Origin of the sequence: Streptomyces sp. NPDC047014 (assembly GCF_040644195.1) — a bacterium.
GTDB lineage: Bacteria > Actinomycetota > Actinomycetes > Streptomycetales > Streptomycetaceae > Streptomyces.
The window spans coordinates 167,949-185,080 of the sequence record NZ_JBEYVX010000007.1; the positions used below are offsets into that span (position 1 = coordinate 167,949).

Annotated in this window: 15 protein-coding genes; 2 read left to right on the forward strand and 13 right to left on the reverse strand. The window is 69.0% G+C overall.

Annotated elements, in window-relative coordinates:
* Nucleotides 1-117: 117 nt before the first annotated feature.
* The 13 genes from ABZ873_RS07290 to ABZ873_RS07350 all read right to left on the reverse strand — a co-directional run bounded on the left by ABZ873_RS07290 (nucleotide 118) and on the right by ABZ873_RS07350 (nucleotide 14,522).
* On the reverse strand, nucleotides 118-1,638 hold the full coding sequence (locus ABZ873_RS07290) for a catalase (protein ID WP_360866542.1): 1,521 nt from the start codon (nucleotides 1,636-1,638) through the stop codon (nucleotides 118-120).
* Nucleotides 1,639-2,792: 1,154 nt separating this feature from the next.
* Nucleotides 2,793-4,757, reverse strand: coding sequence for an acyl-CoA dehydrogenase (locus ABZ873_RS07295; RefSeq protein ID WP_360866543.1), 1,965 nt, complete (start codon nucleotides 4,755-4,757; stop codon nucleotides 2,793-2,795).
* A 306-nt stretch (nucleotides 4,758-5,063) separates the two neighbouring features.
* Complete coding sequence (locus ABZ873_RS07300) at nucleotides 5,064-5,624, reverse strand: sigma-70 family RNA polymerase sigma factor (RefSeq protein ID WP_360866546.1); 561 nt, start codon at nucleotides 5,622-5,624, stop codon at nucleotides 5,064-5,066.
* A complete protein-coding gene (locus tag ABZ873_RS07305; RefSeq protein ID WP_360866549.1) occupies nucleotides 5,611-6,123 on the reverse strand; it encodes a hypothetical protein in 513 nt (170 codons plus the stop codon). Before ABZ873_RS07305 ends, ABZ873_RS07300 begins: the two co-directional genes overlap by 14 nt.
* A gap of 806 nt (nucleotides 6,124-6,929) precedes the next feature.
* Entirely contained in the window at nucleotides 6,930-7,367 is a 438-nt protein-coding gene (locus tag ABZ873_RS07310) for a site-specific integrase (protein ID WP_360866552.1), read from the reverse strand.
* Between the two features lie 9 nt (nucleotides 7,368-7,376).
* On the reverse strand, nucleotides 7,377-8,066 hold the full coding sequence (locus ABZ873_RS07315) for a hypothetical protein (protein ID WP_360866555.1): 690 nt from the start codon (nucleotides 8,064-8,066) through the stop codon (nucleotides 7,377-7,379).
* Nucleotides 8,067-8,744: 678 nt separating this feature from the next.
* A complete protein-coding gene (locus tag ABZ873_RS07320; protein WP_360866559.1) occupies nucleotides 8,745-9,992 on the reverse strand; it encodes a glycosyltransferase in 1,248 nt (415 codons plus the stop codon).
* An 18-nt stretch (nucleotides 9,993-10,010) separates the two neighbouring features.
* A complete protein-coding gene (locus ABZ873_RS07325; protein ID WP_360866563.1) occupies nucleotides 10,011-10,931 on the reverse strand; it encodes an alpha/beta hydrolase in 921 nt (306 codons plus the stop codon).
* Nucleotides 10,928-11,173, reverse strand: coding sequence for an acyl carrier protein (locus ABZ873_RS07330; RefSeq protein WP_360866566.1), 246 nt, complete (start codon nucleotides 11,171-11,173; stop codon nucleotides 10,928-10,930). The genes ABZ873_RS07325 and ABZ873_RS07330 overlap by 4 nt, the downstream gene beginning before the upstream one ends.
* Nucleotides 11,170-12,177, reverse strand: coding sequence for a ketoacyl-ACP synthase III (locus ABZ873_RS07335; RefSeq protein WP_360866675.1), 1,008 nt, complete (start codon nucleotides 12,175-12,177; stop codon nucleotides 11,170-11,172). Before ABZ873_RS07335 ends, ABZ873_RS07330 begins: the two co-directional genes overlap by 4 nt.
* A 62-nt stretch (nucleotides 12,178-12,239) precedes the next feature.
* Nucleotides 12,240-13,142 (reverse strand): alpha/beta hydrolase, encoded by a 903-nt coding sequence (locus ABZ873_RS07340; RefSeq protein ID WP_360866569.1) that lies wholly within the window; start codon nucleotides 13,140-13,142, stop codon nucleotides 12,240-12,242.
* Between the two features lie 46 nt (nucleotides 13,143-13,188).
* Entirely contained in the window at nucleotides 13,189-13,497 is a 309-nt protein-coding gene (locus ABZ873_RS07345) for an acyl carrier protein (RefSeq protein ID WP_360866572.1), read from the reverse strand.
* Between the two features lie 11 nt (nucleotides 13,498-13,508).
* Nucleotides 13,509-14,522: a beta-ketoacyl-ACP synthase III gene (locus tag ABZ873_RS07350; protein ID WP_360866575.1), complete on the reverse strand. Its 1,014-nt coding sequence runs from the start codon at nucleotides 14,520-14,522 to the stop codon at nucleotides 13,509-13,511.
* Between the two features lie 414 nt (nucleotides 14,523-14,936).
* On the opposite strand from ABZ873_RS07350, the gene ABZ873_RS07355 reads away from it, so the two are divergent.
* Both ABZ873_RS07355 and ABZ873_RS07360 read left to right on the forward strand, forming a co-directional pair.
* Entirely contained in the window at nucleotides 14,937-15,959 is a 1,023-nt protein-coding gene (locus tag ABZ873_RS07355) for a cytochrome P450 (RefSeq protein WP_360866578.1), read from the forward strand.
* Between the two features lie 601 nt (nucleotides 15,960-16,560).
* On the forward strand, nucleotides 16,561-17,070 hold the full coding sequence (locus ABZ873_RS07360; protein ID WP_360866581.1) for a DUF6233 domain-containing protein: 510 nt from the start codon (nucleotides 16,561-16,563) through the stop codon (nucleotides 17,068-17,070).
* Nucleotides 17,071-17,132: the final 62 nt, after the last annotated feature.

A 17,132-nucleotide genomic window follows, 5' to 3' on the forward strand; every position in this document is an offset into this window, starting at 1 on the left:
CCGGCCACCACAAGGGTGGCCGGCCCCACCGGGCACCGGGCACCGGGCCCGTCCCCACCGTGCCGCGGCGCCGCGCTCAGGTCCGCGCGCCCGCGGAGCAGGCCCGTCCGCGAACGCTCATGCCTTGTCCTGCATGCTGCTCCGCGCCGGGTTGCCCTGCTGGGCCGCCTTCGGGTCCTTCTCGGCCGCCTTGGCGCGCACGCCCTGCGCGATGCGCTCGCCGATCGACTTGTCGATGTTGGACCAGTACTGGAAGGCGCGCTCCAGGACCGGCTCGGTGACCCCGTTCAGGAGGTGCCCCACGACGTTCTCCACCAGCCGGTCGCGGGCCGCGTCGTCCAGGACCTCGCGGACCATCGTGCCCGCCTGGCCCCAGTCGTCGTCCTCGGCGTGCGACACGTAGGCGCTGCGGGTGATCGCCCCGTCAGCCTCCCAGCTCGGCGGCCGGCCGTACCGCTCGGTGTCGGCCGCCGGACCGCCCTTGGAGTTCGGTGCGTAGACCGGGTCGGTCGTCTTCCGGAAGGCCATCGCGCCGTCCTTGGAGTACGTGCGCACGTCCACGACCGGGGCGTTGACCGGGAGCTGCTGGTAGTTCCCGCCGATCCGGTGGCGGTGCGCGTCGGCGTACGAGAAGAGCCGGCCCAGCAGCATCCGGTCCGGGCTCGGGCCGATGCCGGGGACGAAGTTGTTCGGCTGGAACGCGGCCTGCTCGATCTCGGCGTGGTTGTCCGTGGGGTTGCGGTCCAGCGTCATCCGGCCGACCTGGATCAGCGGGTAGTCGCCGTGCGGCCACACCTTCGTCAGGTCGAACGGGTTGAACCTGTACCCCTCGGCCTCCTCGTACGGCATCACCTGCACGTACAGGGTCCAGCTGGGGAACTCCCCGTCCCGGATGTGCTCGAAGAGGTCGCGCGTGTGGTAATCGGTGTCGGCCGAGGCCATCTGGTCGGCCTCGTCCTGCGTGAAGCACTCGACGCCCTGGTCGGTCTTGAAGTGGTACTTCACCCAGAACCGTTCACCGGCGGCGTTGATCCACATGTACGTGTGCGAGGTGTACCCGTTCATGTGCCGCCAGGTACGCGGGATACCGCGGTCACCCATCAGCCAGGTCACCTGGTGGGCCGACTCGGGGGAGAGGGTCCAGAAGTCCCACTGCATGTCGTGGTCGCGGAGGTTGTTGTCGGCGCGGCGCTTCTGGGAGCGGATGAAGTGCTGGAACTTCATCGGGTCCTTGACGAAGAAGACCGGCGTGTTGTTGCCGACCATGTCGTAGTTGCCGTCGCTGGTGTAGAACTTCAGCGCGAAACCGCGCGGGTCGCGCCAGGTGTCCGGGCTCCCGCGCTCGCCCGCGACGGTCGAGAACCGGGCCAGCAGCTCGGTGCGTACGCCCGGCTGGAAGACGGCGGCCTTGGTGTAGGCGCTGACGTCATGAGTCACCTCGAAGTGGCCGAAGGCGCCGCTGCCCTTGGCATGCGGCTGCCGCTCGGGGATCCGCTCCCGGTTGAACTGGGCCATCTGCTCGATCAGGTAGGCGTCCTGGAGCAGGATCGGCCCGCCGGGACCCACGGTGAGCGAGTGCTCGTCGCTCTCGACGGGTGCGCCCGAATCGGTGGTGGTGGCCGGTGGCACGTTGGTCATGGAGCCTTCCTCTCTCGAAGCAGGACGCCGATGCGGTTCAGGAGCGTCCCCGGTGGCAGCCCCGTGACCGTCCGCTCCGCGAAGACCACCACTCGCAGCTCTACGTCTAGCCCCGTCCGGCCGATGGCAAACGCACGTACGGCCAGTCACCTCGGCCGGCCTCCCGTCGGCGGACCTTCCGGGTGAAACAGCGAATGCGTGTACCTACCACCCGGTCGGGCTGTGTCCGGGCATGCCACCGGTAGACCCGGACCTGCTGGAACTCCTGGACCTGCTGGACCTGCTGGAGCGTGTGAACAGCGCAGTGACCGCGTAGGGGCGTCCTGAGACGGCGTGCTGTCTGGACCCGCACCCGCCCTGCTCGTCCTCCAGGCCGACACGGACGACCACACCGCCTGGCCGGGCCGACATCCTGCACGCCGCCATCGCCGTGTCGGACGGCCTCGGCCTGGTCCATGGCACCGACTACGGCGCCCCCGCGAAGATGGCAGGCCGCCGCTCGCGCCGCCACCGCCGAACCGACCGACGCCGAGAGCGCGGCCGTCGAGGTCGAGCGCACGCAGGCCGCCGCCGAGTTCGCCCGCCGCCGCGCCGAGCGACAGTGCCAGAGGTACGCCGCACAGCCGGGGCCGCGAACCTGGGGGACCGATGGCGTGCAGTTCCTCGTGCTCCTGGTGGTCGCCGGTGCACCCCCGGCCCGGGCTCCGCGCTCCGCGCGCCGAGGCGCTCCGGGCGGCTCGTGCGTGCGGGTGCAGCGGTGTCGCCGAGTACCCGCTGGACCGGGATGTTGTCGGTGACCGGCCGTCGCACGAGGCGGCCGTCGTACGAGGCGGACGTCGATCTGCCGCTGACGGACCGGAGCGCGCACCTGTCCCTCGTCCCCGACAAGGCGGTACCGCTTCCCGAGCCGCAGGCCGCCCTCCTGGCCGAGGTCGCTGAGCCCCGACCGCCACGACCCGGAGCCGCCGCCGGCCGTGCTGTGGGCCGTCGTCGTGCTGGAGCGGATCGCAACCCGCATCGGGTGGGCGACGGCCCGCGTGCGGACGGGCGACGGGTGTTCCGCCGAGGCGGAGGCCACCGGGCGCAGGATCATCGCCCGCCGGAACCGCACCGAGCCCGTGAGGCCCGGCCGCAGCGCCGCGGGCCCGCTCGGCTCAGCCCAGGAGATCGGGCGCGCGCAGCATTTCCGGCGGGATGCCCCACGCGTCGACCAGGTCGGGCGCGAGCGGTCGGACCTTGCCGCACAGATCGTTCACCTCGCGGCTGATCGCCTTCGAGCGCTGCACGGTCAGCCGACCGTGCTCCATGAACCAGGCCCGGTCCGCCTCGATCGTCGACAGGGCGAACAGGTCGCACAGCAAGGCCAGCGCGGCCTTCTGGCCGCCCTCGGGCATTGCGCGGACCTTCTCGACGAACGCCTCCGTCACCAGCCGCTCGACGTGGGCGCGGGCGAGCGCGACGACATGGTCCTGCACCTGGGAGAAGACCGCACCCGGGTCGCGCTTCTGGTCGGTCCCGTTCTTGATCCGGCGGGCGAGGCCGGCCAGCATGTGCTCCTCCCGGAAGCGGACCATGGCGAGCTGGTAGTCGGAGTCGAGCAGTCCGGCCTCCCGGTCCCATTCGTCGCCGCCGGGCAGCAGATCGCGTACGCGTTCGAGCAACTTGTGGACGGAGGTCCGCTCCAGGAGCGTCTCGACGGCGAGGCCGGTGACGAAGCGGACCATGCCCGCCTGGTCGAGGTCCTCGAACGCGCTCGCCTGATCGGTGAGCAGCCCCTTGGCGACGAGCTGCAGAAGAACGTGGTTGTCGCCCTCGAAGGTGGTGAAGACGTCACTGTCGGCCTTGAGCGCGGCGAACCGGTTGACCGCGAGGTATCCGGCGCCGCCGCATGCCTCGCGGCACTCCTGGACGACCCGCGTGGCGTGCCAGGTCGCGAGCGCCTTCAGCCCCGCGGCGCGGGACTCGAGGCGCCGCCGCTCCTCGGCGTCGTCCGTGATGCCGGAGAAGACCTCGTGCAGCTGTGAGCGGACCACGTCCTGGGCGAAGTGCAGCGCGTACGTCCGGGCGAGCAGCGGCAGCAACCGGCGCTGGTGCAGGCCGTAGTCGAGCAGCACCTGCTCCTCGGCGTCCGGGGCCGCCGAGAACTGCCGCCGCCGCACGGCGTACTTGGTGGCGACCGCCAGGGCGACCTTGGCGACGCTGATGCCGGCGCCGCCGACACTGACCCGGCCCTGCACCAGCGTGCCGAGCATGGTGAAGAACCGCCGGTGGGGGTCGTCGATCGAGCTCTCGTAGACGCCCTCCGGACTGACGTCGGCGAACCGGTTCAGGAGCGCCTCGCGCGGCACCCGCACGTCGTCGAACCGGATCCGGCCGTTGTCCACGCCGTTGAGCCCCATCTTGCGGCCGTCGTCCTCGATGCGGACGCCGGGCGCGGGCTCGCCGCCGACCCGGACGGGCACGACGAAGGCGTGCACGCCGTGGGACTCTCCGGCCACCTCCAGCTGCGCGAAGACGACCGCCAGCTCGGCGTGGCGGGCGGCATTGCCGATGTAGTCCTTGCGCGCCTCGTCACCGGGCGTGGTGATGACGAACTCCTGGCGTGCGGCGTCGTACCGGGCGACCGTGCCGAGCGCCTGGACGTTGGAGCCGTGCCCCGTCTCGGTCATCGCGAAGCAGCCCATCAGCTCGCCCGTGATCAGCCTGGGCAGGTGGGCGTCGTGATGGCGCCGGGTGCCGAGGTGCAGGATCGCGCCGCCGAAGAGACCGAACTGCACGCCGACCTTCACCAGGACCGACAGATCGCCGAAGGCCAGCGTCTCGAACGCGGCGATCGAGGCACCGACGTCGTCGCCACCGCCGTAGGAAGCCGGGAACCCCATGCCGGTCTGCCCCGTCGCGGCCATCTCGACCACTACCTCCCGCACCCGCTCGCGGAACGCGTCGAGGCCGAGTTCCTCGGCTTCTTCGAGGATGGAGGCGTGCCGGGACAGGTTGTTCCGTACGAGACCGCGGATCTCGGCGTACTCGCCGTCGAGTACGGCGGACAGTGCCCGGACGTCGATGTCGGGCTGTACGTATCCGGTCATGGTGGGGGTGGAGATGTTGTCGAGGGCCATGGGGCTTGGCTACCCCGCCGCGAAAAGATCAACCAGGGGTGACACGGAGGCCGGCGATCAAGGCCGGCCAGATCGTCGCCGAAGCCTGCGATCATCCCCAGCCCGGCGATCGCGGGATGGCACGTATCCGGCGAGGGCCCCGGCTGCGCTCCGACGGCCCGTGAACGCCGAATACACCCCCAGCCCGAAGGCGCCTCGCATCCTCGCCCAGCTGTCAGTACCCCGATCGCTCAACTTCTCTGCACTAAGTCAAGAAGGACCGGCCAGGTGACGGGAGGCGACGTGGGTGCTTGCCTCCCGTCACGCCTAACGGCCGGCGAGAAGTGCGACTGCCCCAAGGCGATTGAGCTTCTTCCGCGCGGTGGCAATGTGGGTGGCGACCGTACCCATGGAAAGTCCCATCACCGCGGCAATCTCCGAGTGCTTCATGCCCGAGGCCATAAGGAGGACAGCACGACACTGCTGATCGGAAAGATGCTCCTGAAGGACCTCCTGCAGGCCGTTGTAGAAGTCGTCGGCGCCCAGCCCTGCTACTGGAGGACTGACCTGGTCCAGCACGTCGTGGCCGACCGGAACCTCGCGGACATTCCGCGCCTTGCGGTAGTAGTCGATCCGGCGGTGCCGCGCGGACGCAAGAACGTAGGCACGGTTGTTGTATGCCTGCTCCTCCATGTCATCCCACTTGTCACCGAACGAGATGAAGAGGTCCTGGGCGATGTCGCGTGCGTCGCTTTCCGGGGTTCCCAACCTCACGAGGTAAATGACCACGTCCTCGAAACGGTCAGCGTAGAACTCCTCGAAGCCGTGGCCCCACGACCGGTGACGGTCGCGGGGCTCGCGGGCATCTGGCTGGTCAGGCGCCCTCATGGGTTTCCCGCTCGGGCTGACGCGCGCCCCGCTGTCCGTCGTCACGTCGACGCTGTCCGCTCTGACCGCGGTCGCGCTGGGACCGGCGCGTGCCGCGCTCGGCCTGGGGTCCGGCCGCCGGACGGCCCTGACCCAGGCTGCGGGTGGGGGGCCGGTTGTCACGGACGGGCGGCTGCCGGTCCTGGCCGCCGGAGTGCCGCTGCCGAGCCTCCCCACGCGTGTTCTCATCGCGCTGCGAATTCCGCACCAGGCGGAGCTCGAAGCCTTCGACGGTCTCGAGCTTCTGCTTCACGGCGATGAAGCCCGTCGCGACGAGCTGGATCCCGAGGGCCCAGATGGCCCACGTCTGGACACGTTCTGTATCGGATCCCCAGCCGGTGCCGGGCTCGACGAAGTGCTGAACCGCCTCGGTCGTCACAACGACCGAGGAGAGGCCCCACCGCTTGAAGCGGCTGACGAGCCCCACCGCAGCGGCGGGGCTGTTGCTTTCCGAGCTCATGATCTTCCCAGAGGTGTGAAGTAACAGGGTGACCCCCTCGAGGTCCGGGCGGGCCTCTTCGAGATCACCGACCAGAGTCCCCGGAAGGCCCCATTAAGGGCAATACGCAAAGGAGACGCCCGGCCACTCTCTGTGATGTGGGTAGCAAAAATACGCCTGCGTCTACTTGCAACGAGGCGTCATCGTTCGGTATGGGCTGGCCGACTGGCCGACCGTTGGTAACTCTTTGCCCGGAGCCAACAGTCGGACCAGCACGACGCGTTCTCTTCAACACACCTCTGGGAAGGCGCGTCCACCCTCTATACGAATCTCGAGACCTGTTTTCTTGATGTCTCTCCAAGGTTTCTTGGAGAGACGGCTGTGCGGAACCCTTCACCGGCAACTCGCAGCCCCCTGACCAGCGACGATACCTTTCAGGGGAGGCCCTTGGTCCAACTTTCTTGGCGTGCCAGAGCGAACGGCTTGCTCGATGCCATTCTGCATCCGGCAACGCACCCATCCAACCCTCTGACCTGCAGTTACTACGGCCTCCGCCGCCTCAGTAACCAGCTCAGTTCAGCAGGCTTGTGAGTAGCCTCCTGGCGACGCTGGCCGCCGGCCAGGGCAGGCGACACTCGCTCTGTCCATCTATCTGGGTCAGCTCGGCCCGCGACAGGTCGCCGAACGGCGCCGGCGGATTCTCGGGCCGCGGCGCCGGGGCCGCCCTTGTCGCCGCCCTGCTGAACCGCGTCGGCTGCTTCTCCCGCGGCGTCTCCGCGTAGCTCTGGCGCCGGTTGCGGACCGTGTAGATGTCCACTGTCGTGCGATTAGGCACCGAACACCGCCTTGACGTCCTCGGGGTCGTAGCCAGGTGCGAAGGACCGCTGGACTCGCGGTCGGTTGTAGTGGGCCTGCAGGGCATCGAAGAGGTTCTCGACCCGGGCGTTCAGGTAGCGGCCCGTAGTCGCCAGGTCGGTGTGCCTCAGGATCGCGCGGACCTGGGGGAGCGTGAGGTTCGGATCGTTCGCCATCCGGGTCGCAGCGGTGTGCCGTAGGTCGTGCAGCGTCCAGTTCGTGCCCAGCTTGTCCTTGACCCGCTGGATCACCCGCCGCATCGCCGAGTAGGTCAGCGGCCGGTCCGGGCCCCGCCGGGCGCGAAGAACCGGCTGATCGGCCGGCGGCAGGCCGATGTGGTCGAGGTAGGCGGCCAGGACTGTCAGTGCCTGCGGGCTGGCCGGGACGGCCTCGCGGTCGTCCGTGCCCATGGTGACCACCTAGATCAGCTGCTTGGGCCAGTCGATGTCCCCCGGAGTCACCCCGAGGAGTTCGCTGGTCCGCGAGCCGCTGGAGACGTAGAGCAGGACGGCCGCCCGGTCCCGGTCGCAGGTCAGCGCGGCGAAGAACTCGTCCCACATCGCGTCCGGAATCGAGCGCGGATCGGACCGGCGGACCTTCTGGCGGAGCCGGGCCCGGCGAAATGGCTGGACCTCGCCGTCCGGGGCCCGGTGGGCCAGGGCCCGGCGCATGGCCACCGATTCCGGCACCGGGTTGACCAGCGGACCGCGGTTGTAGTGCCGGTGGTAGGCGTAGAAGCTGCTGACCACGGTCAGGCAGTGGTTGATCGTCGGGGGCGCGTAACCCGCCCGGAGATAGGGCTTACCAGTCCGCGGGTTCACCGACCCGGGCCGCGGTGAGTCCGGGTTGCCGCGGCGGCGCTGCGGGCTCGGGGCTATTCGCAGCCACCCAACCAGAGCAGACGCGTCCGCCTCGGTCGCCCGGTCCCACGGAACGTCCAGGAACCACAGCAGCCGGTGCCAGCACAGTAGGTCGTAGGCGTAGCTCTTCGCGGTCGGCGGACGGTTGTCATCCAGGATGAGGCCGCGGAGGTACGGAACGACTGAGGCAACGACGGTCTCGTCAGGGCCGACGCCGGCGTACCAAGGGATGGTGTCCAGCTTGATCACTGATCCGATACGAGGTACGTCGGCCCTGCCCCCGATCAGCTGATGGCGCAGGTCTAACAACAGGAGCTTCCTTCTGCACGTGGACTAACTCGCTCCATGATCAGAGGCGATAGTGCAGTTAACACACCGCCTCGGCGAAGGTTGAGCGTGGTACGGGCCGCCGACCGCGCGGGCCGTTTCCACCACTGGATCGGTACCGCCCAGTCGACGGCGAGTACCCCCGGCCGGCCGCGTTCGGCGCCGCGAAACTCGCGGCGGGTCCCGACGGCTCCTCTTCCATACCGGCGGCCACAGTCTCTGCTGCGGCGCCCAGGAGCAGCGGGTCGGCATCGTTGCCCAAGCACTGCTGGACGGACCGATCGAGCTCACCGCGGCCGAGCGGACCAGGCTGCAGACTGCAGCGAACGGCCAGGCGGCCGTGGGGGCAGGTGGTAAAGGCCGTGTCCGCGTTGTTCCCGCAGTTCGTTGGGCATCCTGACGTGCCGTTGCGGTTCGGCGGCCTTGTCTGCGGGCACGGCACGGCACGGTTGCGGTCGCTCTCGGGTGGCGGCACGGCCGGCGCGGCCCGGCCCGGTGGGTAGAGGTCCGGGACGTGGTCGAAGCGACCTGTGACCAGTACCGAAAGTACTGCTCGGAGGGTGTCGTACCGGCTTCGGAGGCTGCGGTGGGCGCCTTCGTTCACCGGACGGGCTGCGTGAGGAGGGCGACGTCGGTCATGAGGGTGCTGGTGCCGTCGTGGGCTCGAAGGGTGCCGGACCAGCGTTGTGTCCGCTCTCGGTATTGGGGGTTGGTCAGCAGTTCCTTCAGTGCGGCGGCCAGGTTGTGTTCGGTGAGACGCCGCACGGGGATGACGGTGGGGGTGAGCCGGAGGGCCTTGAGGCGTCTGGCCCAGAAGGGCTGGTCGTACGCGGCGGGTACGGGCAGGGCGGGGGTGCCGGCTTCGAGGCAGGCATGCAGGGTTCCGGGGCCGGCGTGGTGGACGGCGGCGCGCATGCGGGGGAAGAGCCAGGTGTGGGGGCAGGCGCCCACGGTGATCAGCTCCTCTTGCTCGGTGTGCAGGCCGGCCCAGCCGCTTTGGACGACCGCTCGGATGCGCAGCCGTTTCACGGCGCGGCTGATGGAGCGCAGGAGGTGGTCGCCGTCGAAGTTGGTCATGGAACCGAAGCCGAAGTAGACGGGGGCAGGGCCTGCGGCGAGGAATTCCTCCAGACGCGGGTCGGGGCTCCAGCCCGGTTCGGTTGCGGGCCGCCAGTGGCCGATGGCCCGGTGGTCGGGGTGGCGTAGTGCGGGGGCCGGGGTCAGGCCGGGGTTGAGTCCGTAGCGGACGGGCTGGGATCCGTGGAAGGTGGAGAAGCGGGCTGCGGGGCCGGCTCTCATGCCGAGTTCCCGGTGCAGGAGCGTGACGGCGGGCCGGTACATGGGGCTGAGGGTGAGCCGGGTCAGTGTGTCGGCGATCTTGTATCTGCAGCCCGAGGCGGGGCCGAGGATGCGGGGAAGCATCATGGCGTGGGAGACGGTGTACGCGCCCAGGCACGGCATGTTCAGGCCGCGGGCGAGGACGGCGGCCTGGGGGTGGAGCAGGGGGTGGGTGAGCACGAGATCGATGGGCTTTTCGGCTGCGGCCAGCATTGCCTGTGCGGTGATCACGGCCATGCTCTGGGCGTTGCGGAGGCGGGCTCGTGGTGAGGGGTGGTGTCCGATGAGTGCTTCGTGGTCGTCCAGCGGGAGGGGGTGGACGTGCACCTGGTGGGCGCGGAAGAGGGGGGCGTAGCGGTGGGAGGTGAGAACCGTCAGGTCGTGGCCGGCTGCTTTGAGGGCGGTGGCGATACCTGTGTAGGGAGCGATGTCGCCGGTGCTGCCCCATGTGGCCAGCAGGATGCGCTGGGGGGTTGCCGGGCCGCTCGGGGTGGGCGGGGTCGGGTCCATGGTTCTCCTGCAGCGGTGTCAGGGCAGGGTTTCGGTGGTGCAGCCGGGGATTCCGGCGGACGTGCCCGGCCGGAGGAAAGCGGCGACAAGGCCGGCGAAGTCGGCGTCGCGTTCCATGTGGAGGAGGTGGTCGCAGTGGTCCAGGACCGTGAGCTCGGCACCGTTGATGGTGGCGGCTACGGCCCGGTTGTCCGCGACCGTGGTGGTGGTGTCGTGTTCGCCGACACCGACGAGGGTGGGCACGCCGCTGATGCCGCCGGGCGGGAGGGGCCGGTCCAGGAGCAAGGCTCCGCGGTCGCGGATGTAGGCGGTGAGGGGGTCGTGGGGCGCGGAGAGCAGGTGCTGCAGCAGGACCTTGGCGGCCGCCCTCATCAGCAGGTTGCCGGCGGCGGCCTGGGGGTTGGTCAGCAGTGCGACCAGGTGCTCTGCCTGGTCTGCCCGGGCGCGCGGGTGCGGGGTACAGGGTGTCTGGTCAATGTGGTGCAGCCCCTGCTGGATGAGGGCGGTCAGGCGGGGCGCGGGCTTCGGTGATGCGCCGAAGAGCATCAGGTGTGTGATCCGGCGGGGGTGCTGTTGAGCGAGGCGGTATCCCACGGGGTAGCCGGAGGAGACCGCCAGGACGGCTGTCTGCTGCACTCCGGCCTGTTCCAGGGTGCTGATGGCGGCGTCGGTGAGGTCGTCCCAGTTCAGGTCGGGGCCGCCGGGGGCTCGGGCGGGAGGCAGGTCGGGGATCAGCATCGGGTGGTGGGGAGCCAGCCGCTGTTCGAGGCGGGTCCAGGAGTGGCGGGTCTGCAGTCCACCGCCGAGAACGAGCAGGGGTGGGCCGGCGGTGGCGGCCACAGGAGTGAGGATGCGGCAGGGGAAGACTGCCGCGCGCCAGTAGATCTGCCGGTCCTCTGCGTGGAACCGGGTGATGGTGGGGGCCGGGCTGGCGCTCACGCCCGGGTGGCCATCTGCGTTTCGATGAAGGCTGCGAGGTCCGCAACCGTCGAATGGGCCGTCAGGGCGGTCTCGGTGATGACCAGCTGGTAGTCATCCTCGAGGATCATGGCGAGGACAGCGACGGCCATGGAGTCGACGCCCGCGTCCTTGAGCGTGGCGGTGGGGGTGACCGGGCCGGGAGGCAGTCCTGCCTTCGTGGTGAGGATGTCGATGACGGTGGTCAGGACATCGTCGTTCATGATGCGGACTCCTTCTGGTGCGAGGTGAGGGCAGGGACGCCGGGCCACCGGGCGGTGGTGGCGGCCCAGGACAGGCCGCTGCCGAAGGCCGTGAACAGCAGTCGGCTCCCCTCCGCGAGGAGGCCGTCTGCGGCGGCCTCGGCCAGCAGGATCGGGACGGAGGCGGCCGCGGTGTTGCCGACCCGGTCGATGTTGGACGGCATGCGCTCCGGGGGGAAGGACAGAGCCGCGGCGAGGGCGGTGCTGATGGTGGCGTTCGCCTGGTGGGTGATCAGCAGATCGACGTCGTCGAGTTGCCAGCCGGCCGCGGCCGCAGCTCCGGCGGCGGCGGATTTCATACGCCGTACGGCGTTGCGCAGAACCTCCGGGCCACGCAGATGCAAGAACAGGTCGCCCTCACCACGTCCGGGAGCCGGCACCCGCTGGCGCGATCCTCCGGCGGGGATGGCGATCGCATCGGCGAGGGTGCCGTCGCTGCCCCACACCGTGGGCCCGAACGTGCTGCTCTCTCCCGGTTCTGCCCGGCGTACCACTGCCGCACCGGCGCCGTCTCCGAAGATGGGGGCCGTGCTGGGATCAGCCGGGTTGATCATGGTGGATGCGCTTTCGGCACCGATGACCACGACGGTGCGGGCGGAGGTGGCGAGCAGTCCGCGAGCCAGTTCCAGGGCGTAGAGGAAGCCCGAGCATCCGGCGTTGATGTCGAAGGCGGGAATGCCGGTCAGCCCCAGCCGGCTGGCCACCTCGGGTGCGCCGGCCGGGCAGAGCCGGTCGGGGGTGGTGGTGGCGAGGATGAGCGTGTCGGCCGTGCGCGCGCCCGCGGCGTTCATCGCCAGCGCGGCCGCCTCGGTGGCGAGGTGGACCGTGGCTGATCCCTGGTTGATGCGATGCCGGCTGATGACGCCGATACGCCGGCGCACGAAGCTGTCCATCTCGGCGCTCATCAGGTCGGTGTTGGCCACCACGGTCGGGGGCAGCCAGCAGCCCAGACCGGACAGGACCATGCTGGTCACCGCTGTGTCCTCCTCGGTGAGACGTGCACTGGGAAACGCCACCGCACTGCCGGTCAGCGGCTCAGAGAAGCCGGCTCGCCCGACGGGCGGGGCGAAGCGGGTGTGGTGAGGTAGCCCAGGTCGGCCACGGAACGGCCGGTGAAGAAGCGCATCACGAGGTCGCTGGCCTCCTCGCGGCGCTGCATGAACACCCAGTGGTCCGCTTCGCCGATCACGGCGAACGCACAGTCGTCGATCGTCCGGGCGAAATCCTGCTGCTCGTGGACGGAGCTGATGGTGTCGTGCTCGCCGCAGAACACCAGCGTCGGCACCCCGGTGAGCCCGCCGACCGGGTCGAGGTTCTCCAGAACCGACCGCTCCATGGTCCTGAAGCCATGAGCGCTGGCCGTGACGGCACGCAGCGTCATGCGCTTGACCAGCTGCCGCACGACGTCCCGGTTACGGATGACCACGTCGGTGTCGCAGCACAGGAACATCTCCGTCAGCACATCGACGAAGCCATTCGGATCTCCCTCCAGCATGCGCTGTGCGCCACGCATCCACAGGTCGATCAGCTTGTCGCTGATGCGTACCGGAACACCGCCCAGCACCAGGCGTGCGATGCGGTCGGGCCGTCGCTGGGCGCAGCGGAAGGCGACAGCGGAGCCGAAGGAGTAGCCGAGGAAGTTGACGCGCTCCAGACCGAGATCGTCGATGATCATCTCGACGGCCCGGCACATCGTCTCCATGTCCTGTTCCGGCCGCAGCGGAGTCGATTCTCCGGCCCCGGGAAGGTCTACGGAGATCAGGCCGGCGTGGGGCAGAACATGGTTTTCCATGATCGACCAGCCGTGCATACCCTGCAGAACCCCGCCGATCACGAACACCGGCTCGATCGTCGGATGCTCGGCCCACTGCACCTGGTAGGAGAAGGACAGGCCGTCCAGAGGCAGGGTACGGGTGATCGGTGCGGGCATGGTTCTCCGATTCTTGGCGGAAGAGCGGGATATCGCAGGAGGCCGGTCAGGAGTGAGCCTGGTTGGCGCGGTTGTCTGCCGCACCCTCCTGGCGAGGGACGGCAGCCTTCTCGAGAAGGGCTTCCTCGACCATGTCCGCGGTCTGATCCAGGGTCATGTCCGCTGAGGCAAGGGAGTCGTCGAGCTCGATGCGGTAGTGGTCCGACAGCGTGACGAACATTTCGACCTGCGCGATGGAGTCCAGATCGAGGCTCTCGAAAGTCCTGGCCCCGCCCAGGTCTCCAAGGGGAATATTGTGCTCCGACGCCAGGTACTTCTGGATGTAGCCGAGCGGCGGGGTGCTGGAATCGCTCATGAAAATCTGCCTCACTCGTAGTCTTTGATCAAGGGCCAGGACAAGGCGACCGAGCCCCACACGGCGCCGCCGCCGAAAGCGGTGAAGAGGCTGCGTGTTCCCGGGGCGACGGCCTGCCGGGCAACCAGTTCGTCCATGACGAGAGGGATCGACGCGGAGGAGGTGTTGCCCACCTCGCGGATATTGCCGAACCTGGCCTCGGCCTTCACGCCGACGAGATCCGCCACCTTGTCCAGGATGCGCTGATTCGCCTGGTGTCCAATGAATGCGCCCACCGACTCGACCGGCCAGCCCACCGTTTCCAGGAGCGACCGCGAGGATTCCGTCATGCGGCGTACGGCGTGAGCGAACATCTGCGGGCCGCGCATACGAAGGCACCGGTCCGCCAAGGAGGACTCTCCCGCGTGGTCCGGCCAGCGGGAACCACCGGCCCGGACCACCGCGAGGTCGTCCTGGGTCCCGTCACTCCCAAGGGACGTGGCGAGAACAGCTCCCGGCTCCAGCGGGGAGCCGGCCCGCAGCACCACCGCCCCCGCCCCGTCGGCGAACACCACCGCGGTGCCGCGGTCCGAGGGATCAGTGATCGTCGACAACGTCTCCGCCGCCACCACCAGCACGCACTGCACCGTTCCGGCCCTGATCCACGCATCCCCGACCGCCAAGGCGTACGTGAAGCCCGAACAGGCTGCCGACACATCGAATGCCGGCACCGTCCCCAGGCCAAGACGGGCAGCCACCGCAGGAGCCGTGCCGGGCGAATGATGATCAGGGGTGGTGGTAGCCAGCACCACCAGGTCCACCACAGGCTGCCCGGCTCGCCTCAGCGCAGATCTGGCGGCATTCACCGCCAGATCACCCGTGCTCGTTCCCGCCTCCACCCACCGCCGGCGCTCAATACCCGTCCTGGAGCGAATCCATTCGTCGGTGGTATCCAGCGAGGCCAGCGGCTCATCGCGATTTTCGATCACACGCTCCGGAAGACAGGAGCCGACACCCGCGATCACAGACACCGCTCGGAACGACACGAAACCTCCAGACTTTCAACAATCCAGCCGGAAAGCCAAACGTCCGAGACGTTAGAACAGCGCAAAACCCCTGTCAAACCCCTCCGCTAATACATAAATATTACCAACGACGCACTGCTCCGACAGGACGCATGTGCGATTTCAGAGGACCGTCAGCATAGCCCTACAATTTGCGCCGACAGCAGAGGCGTGAAATTAAGGGGCCATGCGGTGAGCGTCGAACAGGCAACGGGGCTTCCTTCGATGGACAGCCCGGAATACATCACGAACCCCCACGCATTCTTTGCGCAGAAAAACTCCCGCGGTCCTGTCTTTCAAGCCGTGGCGGCCGGGGGCCTGAAAGTGTGGGTCGTAGCCGGATACGACGAAGCTCGCAAAGCTCTCACTGATCCGCGCCTGTCGAAGAACGTCGACATGGCCCGACGGTCCATCCTGGCCAACCTGGACCGCAAAGCCAACGTCATGGCATTCGCCGTGGACCTTGTATCGCACATGCTGAACTCCGATCCACCGGACCACACCCGCCTGCGCAGCCTGGTCAACAAGGCATTCACCGCCCGTGCCTCGGAAAGCCTGCGCCCCGCGATCGAGAGCACCACAAAAGGTCTCCTCGACGACATGGCCGCTCACACCGACACGGACCTGATGGAGGCTTTCGCGCACCCCCTGCCGATGGCGGTGCTCTGCGAACTGCTCGGAGTGCCGCTGCCCGACCGCGAACGCTTCGACCACTGGCTCAGCGCCCGCATGTCCAACGACCCCCAGCGCATCACGGCAGCGGCCCCCGCACTCCTGGCCTATCTACGCGAACTCGTCGACAGCAAACGCCGCGCCCCCGCCGACGACCTCCTCAGCCACTTGGTCCAGGCGCAGAACTCCGACGGAAAGCTCAGTCCCGAGGAACTCGTCGCGACCACCTTCCTCCTCCTGGTCGCCGGCCATGAGACCACTGTGCACCTCATCGGCGCAGGCATGACCTCCCTCCTTCTGCACCCCGGCCAGCTCACACGTCTCCAGCAGGACCGCCGCCTCCTGCCCGGGGCCATCGAGGAACTCCTCCGGTACGACGGCCCCGTCAAGACAGCGACTCTCCGCTTCACCACCGAACCCGTCGAACTGGCCGGCACCCTCATCCCCGCCAACTCGCCGGTGGCCATCGCGCTGGCCGCCGCGAACCGGGACGACAAGCAGTTCACCGCCGCGGACAGCTTCGACATCACCCGGCCCTCCGCCGGCCACCTGGCCTTCGGGCACGGGATCCACTACTGCGTCGGCGCCCCTCTCGCCCGCCTTGAAGCACACATCGCTTTCACCGGCCTCCTTGACCGCTTCCCCGACATGCAGCTGCTCTGCGACCCAGCCGACCTGCACTGGCAGCCGGGCATGTTCCGAGCCCTCGCCTCGCTACCCGTCCGCCTCCACACTCCCGCCAGGTGACCGTTCCCCAACATTGCCCCAGACACTGTTCCCGCCCGCTGTCGTCAGCATGAGCCGGTCCTGCCCGCTGCTCCATGCTCTCTCAGCACGCGAGCCAGCGGGGTTGGCCTGTTCGCTGCCTCCGCGCCCCGAGCGGGTCGTACCGGACAAAGGACAGAACACCCGAAGCCGCAGGCCGGCCGCCGCCGGAGCGATGGCGCCGCAGACTGCAACAGGCGGTACGAGGAGGGGAGACCCCTGCCGCGGCTCGCGGCGTGCGTCCGGCCCTCGCCCGGCGCGGCCGCTGACCTCGCTGACGGCCGGCCGCGCGGAGGCGGGGTACCCACCGCAGGATGATCTTCGTCGAGGCCAGGCGGAAGCGGGCTCCTGGACCAGGCAGAACGACTCCCGCTGGTGGCCGAAGCACGGAGGGAACAGGACCAGGTACTGCGGGGCTTCCGCTTCGTAACGGTCTTCTTCGCCGCGTCCGTGCCGGTCTTCTTGGCGGCCGTCTTCTTCCTGGTGGGCATGGGGTGCACGCTGGCGGGCTCGCTGCGGGTGGCCTGTGCGTCCTGGACGGACTTCTCCAGCATGGCCATCCGGTCGACGCACCGCCGACCGGATGTGGGCGCAGATCCGGGAGTTGGCGATCGCGGTGACCGACCATCCGTACTGGGCGAGCTTGCCCCGCGAGGAGGTCGTCTCCGCTCGCATGACCCTGAAGAAGAAGGCCCGCCCCGCAGACGAGCCGACCGAGGCTGAGGGCGTAGACGCAGTGCGCCGCCCCGACCCCCTGCTGCCCCTGCCGCCGTCGCTCGACCAGCTGCAGGTCATACGCCGCTGGCTGGAGCTCACCCTCACCCGCGTCGACGAGAGGATCACCGCGCTCCGGGCCGAGGAGGACGAGAAGGCCCGACGGTTGCCGCTGCCGGCGGCGCCGGACTGGTGGGTCGAATACGGCAACGGTGCCCGCCGGATGCCCGAGCTGGCTCACACCGGCGTCTGCGAGACAACCAGCCGCGGCAAGCCGTCAACCGCCCAGGCCGTCCGCGAGCTCCTGCTGTCCGGCCGCGGCGTGATGGCCTGCCCGCAATGCCGGCCCGACAGCGAACTGGGCCTCCTGGACACCTGAACGTCGGGACTTTGGCCCCGCTCCCTCAGCTCGCGATCAGGACATGGAGCGCCCAGGTTCGG